The organism is Gemella sp. 27098_8_149 (genome assembly GCF_041433745.1).
In the GTDB taxonomy this organism is placed as follows: Bacteria; Bacillota; Bacilli; order Staphylococcales; family Gemellaceae; genus Gemella.
The window spans coordinates 16629-34347 of record NZ_JAPWCB010000008.1 but is presented as its reverse complement, the minus strand read 5'-3'; the positions used below and the strand labels follow the sequence as shown (position 1 = coordinate 34347).

Annotated in this window: 17 protein-coding genes; all 17 read right to left on the bottom strand. The window is 28.7% G+C overall.

Annotation, left to right across the window (positions count from 1 at the left end; genetic code table 11):
- Nucleotides 1–42 precede the first annotated feature (42 nt).
- The gene (glf, locus tag O3801_RS04965) at nucleotides 43–1140 is read right to left on the bottom strand and encodes a UDP-galactopyranose mutase (RefSeq protein WP_371452869.1); all 1098 of its coding nucleotides are present in this window, start codon (nucleotides 1138–1140) and stop codon (nucleotides 43–45) included.
- Nucleotides 1141–1157: 17 nt separating this feature from the next.
- Entirely contained in the window at nucleotides 1158–2384 is a 1227-nt protein-coding gene (locus tag O3801_RS04960) for a cytidylyltransferase domain-containing protein (RefSeq protein ID WP_371454270.1), read from the bottom strand.
- 33 nt (nucleotides 2385–2417) lie between these two features.
- On the bottom strand, nucleotides 2418–3815 hold the full coding sequence (locus tag O3801_RS04955; protein WP_371454269.1) for a lipopolysaccharide biosynthesis protein: 1398 nt from the start codon (nucleotides 3813–3815) through the stop codon (nucleotides 2418–2420).
- On the bottom strand, nucleotides 3815–4825 hold the full coding sequence (locus tag O3801_RS04950) for a glycosyltransferase family 52 (protein WP_371454268.1): 1011 nt from the start codon (nucleotides 4823–4825) through the stop codon (nucleotides 3815–3817). The genes O3801_RS04955 and O3801_RS04950 overlap by 1 nt, the downstream gene beginning before the upstream one ends.
- A 36-nt stretch (nucleotides 4826–4861) precedes the next feature.
- Nucleotides 4862–5980: a glycosyltransferase gene (locus O3801_RS04945; protein ID WP_371454267.1), complete on the bottom strand. Its 1119-nt coding sequence runs from the start codon at nucleotides 5978–5980 to the stop codon at nucleotides 4862–4864.
- 24 nt (nucleotides 5981–6004) lie between these two features.
- Nucleotides 6005–6943 (bottom strand): beta-1,6-N-acetylglucosaminyltransferase, encoded by a 939-nt coding sequence (locus tag O3801_RS04940; protein ID WP_371454266.1) that lies wholly within the window; start codon nucleotides 6941–6943, stop codon nucleotides 6005–6007.
- Nucleotides 6944–6953: 10 nt separating this feature from the next.
- Nucleotides 6954–8183, bottom strand: a complete 1230-nt coding sequence (locus tag O3801_RS04935; RefSeq protein ID WP_371454265.1) for an EpsG family protein — start codon at nucleotides 8181–8183, stop codon at nucleotides 6954–6956.
- Nucleotide 8184: 1 nt separating this feature from the next.
- Nucleotides 8185–9174, bottom strand: a complete 990-nt coding sequence (locus O3801_RS04930; RefSeq protein ID WP_371454264.1) for a glycosyltransferase family 2 protein — start codon at nucleotides 9172–9174, stop codon at nucleotides 8185–8187.
- Nucleotides 9164–10168 (bottom strand): glycosyltransferase, encoded by a 1005-nt coding sequence (locus O3801_RS04925; protein ID WP_371454263.1) that lies wholly within the window; start codon nucleotides 10166–10168, stop codon nucleotides 9164–9166. Before O3801_RS04925 ends, O3801_RS04930 begins: the two co-directional genes overlap by 11 nt.
- 17 nt (nucleotides 10169–10185) lie before the next feature.
- The gene (locus O3801_RS04920) at nucleotides 10186–11217 is read right to left on the bottom strand and encodes a glycosyltransferase family 4 protein (RefSeq protein ID WP_371454262.1); all 1032 of its coding nucleotides are present in this window, start codon (nucleotides 11215–11217) and stop codon (nucleotides 10186–10188) included.
- A gap of 3 nt (nucleotides 11218–11220) precedes the next feature.
- Nucleotides 11221–12006 carry a DUF4422 domain-containing protein gene (locus O3801_RS04915; RefSeq protein WP_371454261.1) on the bottom strand — a complete coding sequence of 262 codons (786 nt, stop codon included), beginning with the start codon at nucleotides 12004–12006 and terminating at the stop codon, nucleotides 11221–11223.
- Between the two features lie 130 nt (nucleotides 12007–12136).
- Nucleotides 12137–12799 carry a sugar transferase gene (locus O3801_RS04910; protein WP_371454260.1) on the bottom strand — a complete coding sequence of 221 codons (663 nt, stop codon included), beginning with the start codon at nucleotides 12797–12799 and terminating at the stop codon, nucleotides 12137–12139.
- A 21-nt stretch (nucleotides 12800–12820) separates the two neighbouring features.
- A complete protein-coding gene (locus O3801_RS04905) occupies nucleotides 12821–13519 on the bottom strand; it encodes a polysaccharide biosynthesis tyrosine autokinase (protein ID WP_371454259.1) in 699 nt (232 codons plus the stop codon).
- A gap of 11 nt (nucleotides 13520–13530) precedes the next feature.
- On the bottom strand, nucleotides 13531–14229 hold the full coding sequence (locus tag O3801_RS04900) for a YveK family protein (protein ID WP_371454258.1): 699 nt from the start codon (nucleotides 14227–14229) through the stop codon (nucleotides 13531–13533).
- Nucleotides 14230–14249: 20 nt separating this feature from the next.
- Complete coding sequence (locus tag O3801_RS04895; RefSeq protein ID WP_371454257.1) at nucleotides 14250–14993, bottom strand: CpsB/CapC family capsule biosynthesis tyrosine phosphatase; 744 nt, start codon at nucleotides 14991–14993, stop codon at nucleotides 14250–14252.
- Complete coding sequence (cpsA, locus tag O3801_RS04890) at nucleotides 14994–16463, bottom strand: LCP family glycopolymer transferase CpsA (protein ID WP_371454256.1); 1470 nt, start codon at nucleotides 16461–16463, stop codon at nucleotides 14994–14996. It lies immediately after the preceding gene.
- Nucleotides 16456–17319, bottom strand: coding sequence for a diacylglycerol/lipid kinase family protein (locus O3801_RS04885; RefSeq protein ID WP_371454255.1), 864 nt, complete (start codon nucleotides 17317–17319; stop codon nucleotides 16456–16458). Before O3801_RS04885 ends, cpsA begins: the two co-directional genes overlap by 8 nt.
- Between the last annotated feature and the right edge of the window lie 400 nt (nucleotides 17320–17719).

Genomic DNA, 17719 nt, shown 5'->3' with positions numbered 1-17719 from the left:
AAACTATAACAGTTGGTATTAGAATAGAGTACTTATTCCCTCTTATTTATTTAATTCCTCTCTTACTACGTTAAGAGCTCTTTCGATTACTACATGCATATCATAATATTTATAGTCTGCAAGACGACCACAGAAGATAACATCTTTACCTTTTGCTTCTTCTAAATATTTTTGATACATTTCATTATTTTTAGCGTCGTTGATTGGATAATATGGTTCATCTCCACGTTTCCAATCTACTGAGTACTCACGTGTAATAACTGTTTTTTCTTGAGTACCTTTTTCAAAGTGTTTGTGCTCGATAATACGAGTATAAGGAACTTCACGCTCTGTGTAGTTCACCACAGCGTTACCTTGGTAGTTTTCTTCATCAAGTACTTCGTGTTCAAAACGAAGACTTCTGTATTCTAATTCTCCGTGTTTGTAATCGAAGTATTGATCGATCATTCCTGTAAATACTACTTTCTTCGCACTTGCTTCTAACTCTTCGCGGTTTTCGAAGAAGTCTACATTTAATTCTACTTCAATACCTTTTAGCATGTTTTCGATAATAACATTGTATCCACCGATTGGGATACCTTGGTATCTATCGTTGAAGTAGTTGTTATCGAATGTAAAACGTACTGGAAGACGTTTAATGATAAATGGTGGCAGTTCAGTTGCACTACGTCCCCATTGTTTTTCTGTATAACCTTTAATTAAAGTTTCATATACGTCTGTTCCAATAAGTTTGATAGCTTGTTCTTCTAAGTTCTTAGGTTCACTATCCTGCAGATGAGCTGTTTGTTCAGCGATTTTAGCTTTTACTTCTGCAGGAGTCTTAGTTCCCCATAAACCGTAGAAAGTATTCATATTGAAAGGTAGATTGTATAATTTACCTTTGTAGTTTGCTACTGGTGAGTTAATGTAGTTGTTAAACTCAGCAAACTGATTCACATAATCCCAAACTTCTTTATTAGAAGTATGGAAAATATGCGCACCATATTTGTGAACGTTGATTCCTTCAACGTTCTCACAATAGATGTTCCCACCAATGTGGTCACGTTTATCTATTACTTTTACTTTTTTCCCTTGTTTTGTTGCTTCATGAGCAAAGATTGCACCTGACAATCCTGCTCCTACTATTAAATAATCGTACATAAGTTCCTCCTGATATTCTATTTTAAATTATTAAATAATATATTTTCACCCTTACAATTATAATGTAAACCATCATTTGTATATTCATACTTCAAATGATAATCTTCTGAAAGTTCTTTGTTTATATCGATTAACTTTATTTTGTTCTCTCTTGTAAAGTTTTCTAACCATTCATTTAACTCTCTTACTATTTCATTATCTACACTGTCTCTAAATAGTGCATATCCGATTGTTGTTAAAGTTAATTCTATATTCCTTTTATTTGTTTCTAAAAGTAATTTCTTATAATTTTCTTTTATTATCTCTTTATTATAATTTGATATTATATCATTAACACCTAACGATACTAACATCTTCTTAATTGATACATCATTATACTGCTCTAGGTTTTCTAATAGAGTAGCTAATGTTACACCTCCTAAACTTAAGTTGCTGTATCCTTCTAGCTCTATATTAACTAATCTCGAATCACCAAAAATTATATTTTCTTTTAATTCAGTATTTTTGAATTCTTTATATTTTTCCTTATAAAAATTCTTGTTTCTTTGTTCTCTTAGTTCATAGTTAAAGTATCTACTCCCTATTGCTCCTATAAAATCACTTCTATCGTCAATATCATATGAACTTTCTTTATCCATTATATAAGCTTTTGTTTTAGGTGTTAAATAGCTTATATTTTTTTCGTAAAAATATTTAGTAGTTATATATATGGCTCCATTGGTTCTGTATAATTTCTTCTCATCTTGTCTTCTATACCCTCTATCTGCGGCGAAGCTTTCTTGGATATAATTATTATCATCTAAGCTTGTAAATAGCCTTGGAGATTTATCTAATTCTACATAACTTACTACATTCTCCACACCTTCTTCTCTTGACTCTTCAAATAGTTTCATCGCTTCTTGAATCTGTTTTGCACTTCTAAGTGGTGATGTTAGTTGTAGTAGTACGTACACTACATCTTCATCAAATCTACTTAGAAAATCTAGTCCTACTGAGTTTGAAGGTGTTGTATCTTTTGATAGCTCTGGATCTCTTAATATTGTACTTATTCCTCTTGTTTTACATATATCTAAGTATAGTTGTGAATCTGAACTTACATATATGTCTTCTTTGGCAAAACACCCTGATTCTATTGCAGCATCTATTGTATGAAATATTAATGGTTTTCCATCAAAAAATAACATATTTTTATTTTTTAATCCTTTTGATCCACTTCGTGCTGGTATTAAACATACTGGCCTCATTACTATTCTCCTTTTAAATTTTTACAAAAATTTCTACTTTTTAATTTTTCTTAATATCTCTACTATATCCTTCCTATAGTATAAAATTAATACTATAAATACAACTAAACATCCACCCCATCTTATTAATAGATTATCTATAAATATATTTGCAAATATACCATAAATACTTACTACTCCTGTAAGTATTATATATTGGATAAAACTTATTTCATTATATTTGTATTTTATCCTAGCTATTAGATGATGAAATACCAATAATAATACGTATGATGCTACTGTAGCTATCGCAGCTCCATATATACCACTTTTGGGAATTAATATATAGTTTAATACATAGTTTATACCAGCAGCTAGAAGAGTACCTATTGGTATAAACTTCGTGTTCTCATAATAAAATTGAATATTTACTGGGAATGTATATAAAAATACTATAAAACAACTTACCACTATCAATACCACAAAATCTCTACTACTCTTATAATCCGCACTACCCATTATTGAAACTAATTCCGGAAAGACAGATAGGAATCCTATTGTTAAAAATACCCCTATTAACAGATATCTTTCCTTATATTTACTAATCAAATCAATATTTCCTTTTTTCTTTTCTTCAAAAAACCATGGAATCCAGGCAGTATTCATACTCATTAACGCTATCGACACTATGCTCCCAAGTGAATACCCGAAACTATATATCGCAACTTCTTTGGCCGACATATAGCTTCCTATCATTATTCTATCTAATTGACTTAGTAAGTTATGCCCTAGAATATGAAATACTAAAGGAATTGAGGTTATCAATATAAATCTAACATATTTCCTATCTAGTATCACACTACTATTCTTATAAATGAATATTAAGAAAATTATACCTACTATTATCCCAGGTATTATTCCTCCTAGTATTCTAGCTAGGAAATCATTTTTTAATGTGAATAAAAATAATAATGATAGTACAACATTACCAAATGACATAAAGAATGATAATATAAGTTGTTTTTTTGTTTCTTGTGTTTGAATATAATATTGTGATAAACTCCCTTGTAAATGACTGAAGTATCCTTGGATTAAGATAAATAGTAATATTCCTGTTGAAAATCCTAATATTTTTTCTAAATATGTACTAAATATTAAACAAACTGTTGAAAATAATATGAAAAATATTGTCGCTACACTTGTACTTGTGGCTATATACTCCTTAAATCTATTTTCATATTTTATCTTTGCTATACTAAAACTTCCTGTTATTTGAAGTCCAATGAATATAGAAAATATTCCAACCCATGATCCATATAAATTATAATTACCATAGTCTTCTTGAGTCATTACTCTCGTATATATTGGAAGTGTTATAAAACTTAATCCTTGTATTAATAAATTACCTATTGTATAGGCCAAACTAGAGCTTAATAGTTTGTTTTTCTTCATTATAGATCATCCTTATTTATATTGTATTTTTCTAATAATTTTTCATTATACTCTCTCGTATTAAAATCATAAAATACTTCTTTTTCTTCACCACATGTTAGAAAGTTTATCGCAGTTGATGAGTGTGTTATTATTCGTTCAAATTTAACATCACTCACCATCTCAATTAATTCCATTGGAACAGTCTGTGCAATTAGTTTCACTCCATTCATTTCCTCATAAGTAATAGTATCTCTTGGATGTGGTTTTAAGTACACTTCATATCCTTTATATAAATATTTATCACAAATTCTCTTATAAAATCCATATTGTTTATCATCACCGTTCAAAAGACCATCTATACTAAGTGGTTGTGTTAAAATTAATATAGATTTGTCTTGTACTCCAGAAAGTTCTTCTACTCCAAAGACTCGCAATATTAATTGTTTTCTTTGTTCACTTACATTCTCAAACAATTCTTTTCTTGGTACTTCTTTAAACTTATGATATCTTTCATCTTTCGGAACTACTGACATGTCATTTACTTCTATTGATTGGCAATATTTACTAAAACCAGGACCCTTTGTTCTTCTAAGAATAAACATATGTTTTATAAGATTCTTGTAGTCTGATAATTTTACTCTTTTTGAGAATATATCATCCCTAAAATCCTTATATTCATAGGAGAAGAAATTATATCCATCTTCTATTACATGATAAGGTATCTTTTTCTTATGCAATACCCAAGATATAGGAATATGATCATTGTAAATATATATATTTTCTACATCATTTAACTCTAATAGTAATCTATCCGTTTCTTTTCTTATAGTGTTTCGATTTTTGCTATTATATATAAAAAAATCTAATCTTACTATCCTATTAAAAATTTTTTCTTTTTTCAGATTCGTGGTAATCACATCAAATTCGCTCGAGTTAGGTACAAATAAATTTACTTTACTTTTAAAATCTATTTTTAGTAGAGTTATCAAAATATGATAGTTTGTTGCACATATATATGTTGTATTCATCATGTTCTCCTAACATTAAATAAAATTATAAAGATTTTATTTTTTCATTAAAATATTCTCTAAAATTTTTGCTTCTTGGTTTATTTCAAATCCTCTTTCAAAAAAATTTTTCTCAATAACTTCTCTATCTACTCTCGATCCATTTTCTATAATATTTTCCAATTTTTTTGCCCAAAAACTAGCCTTTAGTGTTAACGAATACATTTCTAAGTTATTATTAATGATAACCTGTTTACTAATTTCACTTGAGGTTAAAATTGGTATACCATTAGCTTGTGCTTCTAACAAAGTAACTGGTAAACCCTCATAATTTGAAGGGAAAAAGAATACATCAAAGACACTATAATAATCTTTTACATTATTCTTCAATCCTAAAAATCTTATATTATCTTTTATTCCATAATCACTAGCAAGTTTCTTTAATTCTGAATCATCTCCACCACCAATTAATAGTAATTTATCATTAGAACGTCTTTTTAACAATTCTCTAAAGACTAATAATATAAACTTTTGATTTTTTTGATAACTAATTCTACCAATATGCCCAATAACACATTCTTCATTAGAAATCCCTAATTCTTCCCTCAATAACTCTCTCTTTTTAAAATCAAAGAAATACTCTTTAACATCGATTGCGTTTTTAATCATCTTTACTCTGTTGCTAACTTTGTTTGGAAACATCCACTTTTCAGCTTCATCGCTACATGCCCAAAAATCTGTAGCGAATTTGTCTATTTTATTTTTATTAATACAATGTAATATCTTCTTGAGTCCCTTACTATCATCATTTCCATTATGCGAATGAATAATTCTTTTTTTTATTCCATATTTTTTGGCTTTTTTTAAATACTCAATATTTGAAAGTTGACAAAGATTAACCCATACTGCATCGTACTCTTTAGCATGTTCCTTAAAAAATAAATCTAATTTTTTTTTAAATAAAATTGGATTCCTTCCTGGTTTAGGTAAAGTATAATAATTTATGGGCCTAACAGTTATTTCTTCAAACTTTTCATAAAATCCTACTTTCTTATCATCTAAACAAAGGAAATCTACACCAAATTTTTTTCTATCCATCGAATTATAATAATTCAATACTACTTTTTCTATGCCTCCTAGATTTGAGGTTAATCCACAAACTAATATTTTATACATAGCTCCTCCTAACAATATACAGTTTTATTCATAATTTATTATTTCAATTATCTTATTTTTTGTATCTGGATACTTATCAAAATCAAATTTTCTAGAAAACAAATGCCCTTCTCTTTTGGCATATATCAACTGTTCTATGTCATTTTCAGAAGTAGTCCAAGTATACGGCTCACCATCCCACCAATTAATATAACGTAGATTCCCCTGAAAATCCGTTGGTTGATCATTTGTAGGTTTTAATGAATATACACTCTTCAATAAATTATTTTTTTCCAATATTGTTGGAATAAACAATTCATCATTAACTATTGTTTGTTTAAAAACTTTTTCTATAAATTTTCGTTCTTCTACTAATACTTGAACTGCTTTATTATTTAACGAACACCAGTTTGAAGCATATTTTAAATCTAGATTGAATTTTCTAAAAACGTCAACTTTCAGTCTCCTCTGAATACCAATTTCAAATTTTCTATAAATACTTACTATCTTTCTAAGGATTTTATTATTAACACTTCTACTAGATAAGTAAGGTACTAGATATTTAAAAGCTACTCGCTCATATACCTTATTATTCTTATACAATTCTTCAGATACCATTGTTAAAAAATTATACTCTTTTCTTTCATCAAAAAATTTATAGATATTTTCTGCAGTATCTAGTGGTAAATCTACACCTGATAACAAATGATACATACTATAGGCATTATTCTTCATAGCAGATGTAATTAATTCTAATTCAGCTTCTACTAATGAATAATCTCCCCAGTATATAGGTATCTCTTTTGTAAAATATATAGTAGATTTCTTTACAACACTCTCTATTTGACTTTTCTCATCTTCAGTAACTCTAGATTTCTTATCAAATAAAATATAAATATCATGTTTTTCATAATCTAATAAAGATACTAAAAATTTTAATTGTTCTATTTTGTTGTGTGCAATAATTAAATATGCTTGTTTCATAGAATACCTCCTATCTATATACCGGCAAATCGCTAAAATATTCAATAAAATTATTAGTGAAAATTCTAGTATATGTATAATCTGTAAGTTCTACTAATTCTAAAAAGTTCTTATTATAAAATATTCCCGTAATAACAAGTCCTATTAAAATCACAATGATTATAACATATACACCAGTATCTTTTGCATACTTAATATCAGTAATTAAAAACATTAAGAATGATATTAGTATCATAGGTAATAGTAAAAATATATGTCTATCTATTATGTTTTGATACGTAGCCATACTTATACTTAATAAAGACATATAAAATGTCAAGATATGAAATCCGTAAAATCTATCATCTTTTCTTTTAGCGCTAAATAAAAGATACAATAATATATAAACCAATGATACAAAAATACCTACATATATTCTTGCAGTTAATGTTGTCTGAAAGAACTCCGCATAAGCATCATTCTCTTTATATACTGCCAATTTATTTACAATCATATCTCCATATCCACCTATATTCCCTAAAAGCAAGGGTAAAACGTATAGTAAAAATGGATAAATGCTGACTGTTATTAATAATTTCAATAAAGTCACTTTTTTTAAAATAAATATTAATAGTCTTAGAACGATATAGATAGCAATAGCAGGATGTATCATCACTGGTATTAAATATAAAAATAAATATTTACCATATTTAAAATCATGTTTACTCTCAAGATAAAATAAATATGTCATAATACCAACAGCCAAACAGTATCTCATTCCGCTAGTTGTATATCTGTAATTATTTAATAACAAAATTCCTAAAAAGCCTAATAAAAATAATCCTTTTGTTAATCTATATCTTTTGTCAATATCTAAGATTATAGTTCCATACAAATAAAATGTAATAAAACAAACTGTAAAACTTATTAATGAATAGGTATGTGTACCACTAAAAATATACAATAACAATGCATAAATAGGAAAATTTTGATAATCATATGTAGAATTTAATTCACCATTCATTAGATCTATAAACCATGTAAATACATTTGTATATGTAGAAAAATGATATGCAGCCCCATAATGATAAGCACCATCATCTGTTGGGAAAGGTATATATCTTAGCGAAATTATTGATATTCCAATAATAAAAATAATATAATATATATTCCTATATCTTGCCCTACGAACGATAGGGACGAGTAAAAATGGTGTGGTCAAAACAGGGAATAGTAAAAATGAAATTATAAATAACAACATATTATTTTCTCCCCTTTATAAGTAAGTTCTTAGTTCCATAAAAAATTCTTGGTGAAAATAGCAACATACAGTACTTCACTTTAAATATCAAACTTATATTTTTATTTTTTAGTATATCAAGGAAATTTTTTGATATTATTTTTCTAATAATATTTACATCCTCTTTACTTGATTGATGAGCATTAGACAGTATATTGAATACACCCATTTTCTCTTTTGCATTTATAGCACTAACCAAACTTTTATTATTATCAAAATACATACTTATGATCTTTTTATTATTATCAATTGCTTCAAAAAAATCATATTGTTTTTTCGAAAATTTAGAATTTACTATACTACCTTGCCTTTGATAATAATTATATGTTTCAAGAGGTGTTATCACGATTTTACTCATGTCTTTCAGTAATTCTGCTATCATATACAAGTCTTCATATATTTTACCTTTAGGGAAGGGATTAGCCAGTAAAAACTCTTTCTTTACCAATTTAGCACAGGCTGATACTGTTGCAGTTTGATTATAATACATCAATTCTAATGCCTTTATATTGTCATATATATATATATCAGCATCATCTATAGTATAATATTTCTTTATTCTACTTTCCTTTTTATAATCCTCATAATCATAAACATCTCTCATTTTTGTACAAACTGCGTCTGCACTATATTTTTTTTGTAAAGTATACATTAGTTCTAATGCATATTCATCTAAAAAATCATCTGGATCTAAAAATGTAATAAAATCTCCACTACTTTTTTGTACTCCAAAATTTCTAGCATCTGAAAGTCCACCATTCGATTTATGATAAACTTTGATATTATCGTATTCCTCTGAATATTTGTCACATAATTTTCCTGAACCGTCAGTGCTCCCATCGTTTACTAAGATAACTTCAAAATTCTTATATGTCTGTCTATTTAAACTTTCTATCGCATAATGTAAGTATTCTTCAACATTATAAATAGGTATAACCACACTAATTAACATAGCTTTCACCTAATTCTTTTTGTTTTCTATTAACTATAGGATTAACAATAAAATTAAATAGATTATTAGATTTATAGTTTAAATACATTAAAGTTGTTATTTTCTTATCCATATCTATTTCCCATCTATAGTTTTGTTTTTCACACATTTCAAATATACTGTTTATATCTTTTTTATTATTTTTAGCTAATAACAATAATACTTGTGTATTTAGCAAATATTTTAATGTATTTTTTACAATATGTTCTAATTTCTTATCTCCCCTTATTTCATTATATAATTCTAAAATCTTCGATAACACTCTTAAATGATGATCAGATTTTTCCTTCATTATATTAACATTCATACTTTGATCTGGTCTACCTAAGAAATACTGATATATATTTAAATTTAAATAAATATAATTGTTAACATACTTTAAAGGTAATAAAGTGTATTCCATATCTACATAAAATGTTTTCTCACTTATATTTATATTATTTGATTTCAATATATTTGTTCTATAAGTTAACGCATGCATCGGGATTCTCTCATTCGGAATACTCTCGATTATTACGTTTTCTTGATATTTACCAGAAAAATCTATAGTTTTTGTAGTTTCATTGTAGATATGTTGTTCAGTATAATTTGTAATCACCATATCTACATCAATTTCTTTTAATTTTGATAAAAATGTTTCAAAATTATGTACATCTATCCAATCGTCTCCGTCTACAACCTTCAGATATTTACCTTTAGCTTCTCTAATACCTGTATTTATAGTTGATCCATGCCCACCATTTTCTTTATTAATAATTATAATGTCTAAATCACTATCTTTGGCTAATGACTCAACTAATTGCAATGAATTATCTGTACTTCCATCGTTTACAACAATCAACTCAAAATCTTTGTAAAATTGTGAACTTACATTTTTGAAAGAGTTTATACATGTTCCAATATATTTATCTATATTATATGTTGGTATCACAACTGTTAATAATTTACTTTCCATTCAAAATATCCTTTCTTTTAGATTAATTTCTTTATAACTTCAAAAATCTCAGCTTGTATTTTTTCATTAGAGTATTTTCTCTTTAATTCTTCTATTTTAAACTCTAATTCTCCTAATTTGTTAGACGTATCTAGAATTTCATTTTTAATTAACATAGGTGTATTATTATTTATTTCTGACAATAATTTTGTAGTATTTTTATTAATAACTTCAGAAATAACACCCACATCACTAACTATTATATATGCACCGTTAGCCATTGCTTCCAACATACTAATCGGTAAAGCCTCATCTTTGGAAGGTAAGATAAAATAATGCATTTTTTCTAATAAAGTTTTTTTCTCATCACAATATACTCCGTCTATATAAGTAACATTATGTAAGTTTTTAATTTTTTTCTTGAATTCATCTTCTAGTGATATATCAAAAAATTTTCCCGAGAAATAAAATTTATACCTATCATCTAACTTCATTTTTTCTGCAACATCTAGAACTATCTTATAACCTTTTTCTTCCAACATATTACTAAAATAAACAATATTAATGTCCGGACTTAAAAATTTTTCCTTAAGCTTATCTTTTTCTATAAATAAATAATTATCTATACCATTTCTAATAACAACAAATCTATTCTCCGGTATATTTAGTGAAGTAAACATAGCTTTTGATTTTTCTCCTAAAACTATGATTTTATCCACTTTAGAATATAAATATTTATTGACTATTTTTATAAATACATTACTATTTATCACTTTTCCAAAAGCACTATTGTGGAAATGAGTTACAATTTTTTTTCGTTTTGTAATCATAAAAAACAAATAAATAGAATCTCTAATATTACCCCCAAATGAACCTGATGGGGTAAAATAAAAAACGTCTGTATCACTAGTAATAATTTTTTTTATTACATTGAAAAATAATTTATTATTTGTAATATCTATTTCTGTAATTTTACTATTTTTCTCAATAATATATTTTATAACATCATTAATCGCTTTTCCAAGCCCTGTTTTCTTATTTTTTATTTGACCTATTACAGTAACTTTCATACTCTAAAAACTCTCTTTATATTTCTTTTTTAAAAATTTTGCTTTTAAGAACGCTCCACCTTTTTTAATCCAATCCACTTCAAAGGCATCAAAAAATGGGATTTCCTTAACTTTATATTTTTTCTGTTCTAACCAAACATTAAATAGCAGTTCACTTACCCTACCAAATAATCTTGCTTCAAAAGCTGTAAGATTAGAAACATCTATTCTATTTTGCAGTTCAAATAAAATCGGGAATAACCATGAACAGTATTCATCGAGTAATTCTTTTTTCATTATGAACATATTAAACATATGTCCACTAGATTGTTTCATCACTTTATCAAAGGCCTCAATATACTCAGGTGTCATCTCCAAAATAATATCTCTTGTTTTATCAAGATGACTACCATCTAGTGTATTTGCATAATGATTATAAAGTGTTTCAATATAATATTTTCTTAATTTCGGAACTAATATGTCCGCTTCTTTTAAGTATTGTTCTGTACTTTTCTTATCTAAAACTACTTCACTTATGTCCATACCATCTTTATATTTTACTTTTTTAGTACTAAAATATCTACGATAGTGATCTAATCCAATATACTCCGCATCTAAATTTTTCCATGCCCAATATACACCTGTTAATTCACAAAAGTACGGATTTAAACACGATATGTTTTCACCAATATTATCTTTTTGATAACCAAGTTCTCCTTTACCTTCAGCACCAACATGAATTGGTAGATAAATCTCATCTTTAGGAGGAGTAAACTCTCTATGTGTTGCTATTAATATTCTAATTTTCATCGTTAAATTTAATCCTCTCACTTCCATTTTTTCTATTTTTATGTTAATATGTCTATATTCACTTATATAAGTCTGTGTTTTAGTTTGGCGACGAAACACAGTCTTTTTTTATTTAACTACTTAATCAACGTTAATACGCAGCATCCCTTGTTATTATTCTTTTTAATTCCAAGAAAAATATTTTTACATCTAATTTCAATGAACAATTATCCACATAATACAATTCTACATCACATCTTTCTGGATAACCTACTTCACTTCTTCCACTAACTTGCCACCACCCTGTTGCTCCAGGTTTAACAGATAAAAATTTTGTTGCTCTTTCTCCATATTGAAGTAACTCTTCTGCTATAACAGGCCTAGGTCCTATAAAACTCATGTCTCCTTTTAGGATATTAATAAATTGTGGAATTTCATCAATACTATGTTTTCTTATAAATCTACCTAATCTAGTCATCCTTGGATCTTCTTCTGGTAAAAGTTTATAACTATTTTCTATATATTTTTTATAAAGTTTCGGATCTCTTTTCAAAATTTCTTGAGCATTTTCTACCATTGATCTATATTTATAAATTTTAAATCTTTTACCATTCAAACCTATTCTTTCCTGAGAAAAAAATATTTTCCCTTTATTTTTTCCAAAACTGTAAAAGATAGCTAGGATGATAGTAACTATTACTAACACTATCATCCCTACCAATGCTATAGATATATCAAATAATCTCTTGAAAAATAAATAACTGGTTTTACTTCTTACTCCCTCGAACTGACTATTAACTAAGTTCTTTTCCATTTTATTTATTTTCCTTCCTTACTACTTTTTTTTCCCTTTTATTCCATAACTACCATAATGACCGTAATAACCACCATAACCTAGTTCATTTGAGTTAACTTTGTTTAAGATTACGCCTAAGAACTCAGCTCCACCTTTTTCTAGTTGTTCCTTGGCTTTTTCTATACTTTTCTTCTTAACGCGGTTTGCTTCTACTAGAAGTATTATCCCATCAGTCTTTGGAGCTACGATAGCCGCATCTATTACCTGTCCAATCGGCGGCGTATCGATAATTACATAATCATAATACTCTCTAAATACTTCAATCATAATGTTGAAATTTTTATTTTGTAATAATCCTGTTGGGTTTGGTGGTACTTGACCAGCTGGAATAACATTAAGATGCTCTACGTCAGTCTCATAAATAACATCTTCAATAGGTGAAACTCCTGATAGATAGTTTGATAACCCACTAATCTTGTGTTTAAACTTGAAACGACCTGCCATTACAGATTTACGTGTATCAGCATCAACTAGAATAGTTTTAAGACCTAGTTTCGCTAATGAAATAGCTAGGTTAATCGATACTGTACTTTTCCCTTCGTTTTCAGAAGCCGATGTAATTGCGATTACTTTTTTATCTTTCCCTAAAAATTGGATATTCGTACGTAAGGCGTTGTAATATTCATCATTTTTAGGATCAACTATTTTTTGATTTGTTAGTAAATTAATTTGTGCCATGTTTTCTTATCCTATCTCTTTCCTGTTTTTGTATCTGGAACTACACCTAAAAGTACTAATCCCATTGTTTCTTCAATATCTTCTGCCCTCTTAACTCTATCATCAAGTAGCTCGAATAATACTACTCCCGCTACAGCTAAGATAAATCCTAATGCTGTTGCTAGAATACCATTTCTAGGAATATTTGGAGAACTTGGAGCAGTAGCTGCTTTTGCTTCTTCTAGTGTTGTTACATCATCAATTTTTGTTACTTCTTTGATTTGATCTGCTGAGATTTCTTTTACAGTATTTGCTAAGTCACTAGCTACTTGTGGATCTTTATCTTGAACAGTGATTGAGATAATACGTGTATCTTTCGGTGCATCTACACTAACTTTCCCTGCTAATTGCTTAGCTGTGATTCCTGTTCCACTTTTCTCTGCCGCGTCTTCCATAACCTTGTTAGAAAGAATTATCTCTTTATAGTCTTTTACTAATAGCGAACCTAATTGAACATCTTGTGTTGTGATTGCTTTATCATCTTTCTTTTGGTTAACTACGTATACTTTCGTAGTAGATGAGTATTGCGGTGTAGCTAGAAAAATACTATAAGCAAGTGATGCTGCAGTGAATAGTAATGTTACTAATACTATTAATACCTTCTTCTCCCAAATTCTTCTTAACAGTAGCATAATATCTAACTGTATTAAATCTTTTTCTTGATTATCCATTATAATTATTTATCCTCTCTTTATATTATTTTATTCATTAATAATTTTTCTTGATTTTTTTCGAATAGTTCATAGGCAATCGTCGGCCCGTATTTCTTCTCAATAATGTCATATGCTTCTTTCATATACGTTCTTCGAGAATCCATATTGTGCATGTCACTCGCGATAAAGTGAACTAACTCTTCATCTAAGTACTTTTTAGCACGTTTTTTGTAGTGTTTGTGTTTATCACCGATAAGCTTCGGTTTTAGAACACTAGCTGCATTAACCTGGATGTATGCACCCATGTTAATTAATTCTTGAACACCTTTTTCATCTACATCGTTATATCTTTCAACATGCGCTACGACTGGAGTTAGTCCAAGCAATATAACTTTATTCAGTGCTCTGTGGATTTCTTTATAACGCATTTCATATGGAAACTCTACAAGTACGTAGTCCGTTTCCGCTAATCTTGGATATACTCCACTTTCGATTTTTTCGATTTCTCCTTCTTTGTAGTAGACTTCACTACCTAAGTATACTCTTAGGTCTTCTGCTACTTCAGTGGCGATTTCTTCTACTCGTTTGAAGTTTTCTCTAATTATTTCTATATCTGTTTCGAACATCCCGCGTCTTCTGTGAGGTGTTGCGATAACAGTTCTAACACCTTGTCTATAACTTTCTTCTAGTAAATCACGAGTATCTTTTTCAGTTTTTGCACCGTCATCTACTCCGAAGACTACATGGGAATGTATGTCTATCATTCTAATTCCGTCTTTCATCTACTTACCTTCTAATACTTCTTTAATATTTTCTGTAACTTCTGTTAAACTTTGTTCACTTATTTGTGTCATATATAATGTAGCTCCAGGCATTGCATACGAAGGTAACCCCATACTTCCTGTTCCAGTTAATGCTTGTGATGTTACATTATAATCTTTGCCTGCGCTAAGCTGCTCATTCGCAAGTCCCATAGCTGTCTCAAGCGGCATATTTGTTTGAATTGATTCACTTAGTTCTTTAATAACACTTTGGTAATTTGATAATCCTTGTTTTGAAGTAATTTTCTTAATTATCGCAGTAATAACTTTTTCTTGGTTTTTACCACGGTCGTTGTCTCCACCAGTTAAACCATATCTTTCTCGTACAAATGAAAGAGCAGTATCTGAGTCCATGTGTAGTAGTCCCGGTTGAAAATTTTTCCCTCCAATATGAGATACAAACGCCTGATCATTATACACATCTACCCCTCCAACTACATCAATTAGTTTTAGGAATGATGTAAAGTTAAGTCTAGCGTAGTAATCTATTTTAATACCATAAAGATTTTCTAGCGTATGAATTGAAGAATCTACACCGTACAGTCCTGCGTGTGTAAGTTTGTCATATTGGTTATTTCCACCATCGGCGATTTTCACATAAGAGTCACGTGGGGTTGTCGTTAATAAGATTTTTCCAGTTTTTTTGTTAACTGTCATAATAATATTAACATCTGAACGACTGACACTAGATACTGGTCCATATGTATCGATACCACTTATATAGACATTGAAAGCATCACCCGCGTTTTGTTTTGCTTTCGCATTTACTGATTTTGTTATTTTGTATTCATAGATTTTTTTCGTTTTATCTCTGAAATCTGCATGTTGACTAGTAATAAGATCTTCGAATGAACTATTAAGAATCATCGCTCTGCTAGTTCCTGCGGCTAATTCCTCATAAGCTGAGATGTAGTTTTTAGATTCTGTAAGATTTAGACTTTGTTTTTCTTTATCGCGAATCTCTTTCATCAGCTTATTAATGTTTTCACCGTCTGCAGATACTGGAGCTGCCACTGCCTCTCCTTTTAAGTCTGCAAGTTTTTCAGCTACATCGTTTTTCATAACAACGACGCTCATAGTATACTCACTTACTGCTGCATTACTGTTTAAGTTATCGAATAAGCTGATTGCTGTTCTAAACTGCATGTAAGAAAAGACCAAGGCAATATTCATAACGATTAACATTATCGCATTGAATATTCTCGCTTTTTTCTTAATTACAAGGAATATTGCTAGTATTATCGCTAAGATTATTACTCCGATTATTCCGTAGTTAATCCCTCTAAAATTTAGAAAGTCATACTTCAGCATCGTCCAGCTAACTAGACCTCCGAGTATAATTAGTAAAACTGTCAATACTCCATTGACGATTTCAAAAGCTCCTATACCAGATTCGGCCCTAGAGTTACGGTTATTTGAATTTCTACTCATTTTTTTCCATCCTTTTTAATTTATAAAATTTACTAATACAGCTAAGTTTCAAGATTTCTTCGCTGTTTACTAATTCTCCATCAATCTGGAAGTATTCTTGGTTTGTTTTTATTGTTAGTTTATCTGTTTTTATGCATCGTACCTTCTTTAACCTGTTGTGTTGTTTTAAAAGTAGGCATAAATAATTATAAATAAAGGTTATTAAAGACATATTTTCCATAATCATTATGTGAAGTTTTCCATCTTGACCTGTCGCATTCGGGGCGAATTTTATCCCGCCACCTTCATAAGGTTGAATCATCGCATTAAGCAAATACAGCTTGTCGGTCGTGATTTCTCCATCATCCCATGAAATTTTCGCTTTATATTTTTTCAGCATTAAAATACCTATTACTCCTTGAAGAAGATAGATATACTTGCCTATATATTTCTTTAACTTTGAGCCATTAGCTCTTTTTATGATGTCAGCATTAAAACCGATATCAAATCCCGAACAGAATTTTCTATCGTTAACAACACCTACATCATATTCAATAAACCTTTTCGATTCTAATAATCGACTTATTTCAACATCTTTTTTGAACTCTATAGACCGCGCAAGATCATTACCCGAACCGTATGCAAGATAGATAATTTCTTTACCGTGATAATTATTTATCACTTCGTTAATAGTTCCATCGCCACCGATCACTATCAACTCACCCCCGTGAATCTCGTTCATAAGGTCTCCTGCATTCTTGTTTTTAGAGGTTTTTAGCACTCTATAAGGTAACTTCTTTTCGTTTAAAACTCGCTCTATTTTTTCTAGTTCAATAAGACTTTTTTTACTCCTAGAATTTACAATTATTTCAATCATATTACGAACCTATATAAAAATACTTCATCCTAATAATTATACTATAAAACCTACTATTTATCAAAGATTTATCTATTTTAAATCCATTAAAACAATAGATTTTTACGCTTTTTTAAGACGTATTCTATTATTACAATTTGTCAGTAAAATATGTCTATAAAAAATTATTTTTTATATTTAGATAATCTCAATATTAAATTTTATTTTCTAAGTAAAAGGGCTTTTGGGAATCACTTATTTAGCAACATGTGCAGCCATTACAAAAAACTATTTTATCAGAGTTGGCCTGAAGATGATTTTAATCTTAAATAAAGCTACTAAAAAAACAATTCTATCGATGTCAGCCTGAAAATGATTTTAACCTTATGTAAAGCTAATACAAAAACAAAAAACTATTTTA

Bases quoted from the DNA above. Each gene is read 5' to 3' on its own strand.
- O3801_RS04955 (WP_371454269.1), bottom strand. From the start codon at position 3,815: ATGAAGAAAAACAAACTATTAAGCTCTAGTTTGGCCTATACAATAGGT.
- O3801_RS04950 (WP_371454268.1), bottom strand. From the start codon at position 4,825: ATGAATACAACATATATATGTGCAACAAACTATCATATTTTGATAACT.
- O3801_RS04925 (WP_371454263.1), bottom strand. From the start codon at position 10,168: ATGGAAAGTAAATTATTAACAGTTGTGATACCAACATATAATATAGAT.
- cpsA (WP_371454256.1), bottom strand. From the start codon at position 16,463: ATGAGTAGAAATTCAAATAACCGTAACTCTAGGGCCGAATCTGGTATA.
- O3801_RS04930 (WP_371454264.1), bottom strand. From the start codon at position 9,174: ATGTTAATTAGTGTGGTTATACCTATTTATAATGTTGAAGAATACTTA.
- O3801_RS04915 (WP_371454261.1), bottom strand. From the start codon at position 12,006: ATGAAAATTAGAATATTAATAGCAACACATAGAGAGTTTACTCCTCCT.
- O3801_RS04920 (WP_371454262.1), bottom strand. From the start codon at position 11,217: ATGAAAGTTACTGTAATAGGTCAAATAAAAAATAAGAAAACAGGGCTT.
- O3801_RS04895 (WP_371454257.1), bottom strand. From the start codon at position 14,993: ATGAAAGACGGAATTAGAATGATAGACATACATTCCCATGTAGTCTTC.
- O3801_RS04945 (WP_371454267.1), bottom strand. From the start codon at position 5,980: ATGTATAAAATATTAGTTTGTGGATTAACCTCAAATCTAGGAGGCATA.
- O3801_RS04900 (WP_371454258.1), bottom strand. From the start codon at position 14,229: ATGGATAATCAAGAAAAAGATTTAATACAGTTAGATATTATGCTACTG.
- O3801_RS04885 (WP_371454255.1), bottom strand. From the start codon at position 17,319: ATGATTGAAATAATTGTAAATTCTAGGAGTAAAAAAAGTCTTATTGAA.
- O3801_RS04905 (WP_371454259.1), bottom strand. From the start codon at position 13,519: ATGGCACAAATTAATTTACTAACAAATCAAAAAATAGTTGATCCTAAA.
- O3801_RS04960 (WP_371454270.1), bottom strand. From the start codon at position 2,384: ATGAGGCCAGTATGTTTAATACCAGCACGAAGTGGATCAAAAGGATTA.
- O3801_RS04940 (WP_371454266.1), bottom strand. From the start codon at position 6,943: ATGAAACAAGCATATTTAATTATTGCACACAACAAAATAGAACAATTA.
- O3801_RS04935 (WP_371454265.1), bottom strand. From the start codon at position 8,183: ATGTTGTTATTTATAATTTCATTTTTACTATTCCCTGTTTTGACCACA.
- O3801_RS04910 (WP_371454260.1), bottom strand. From the start codon at position 12,799: ATGGAAAAGAACTTAGTTAATAGTCAGTTCGAGGGAGTAAGAAGTAAA.
- glf (WP_371452869.1), bottom strand. From the start codon at position 1,140: ATGTACGATTATTTAATAGTAGGAGCAGGATTGTCAGGTGCAATCTTT.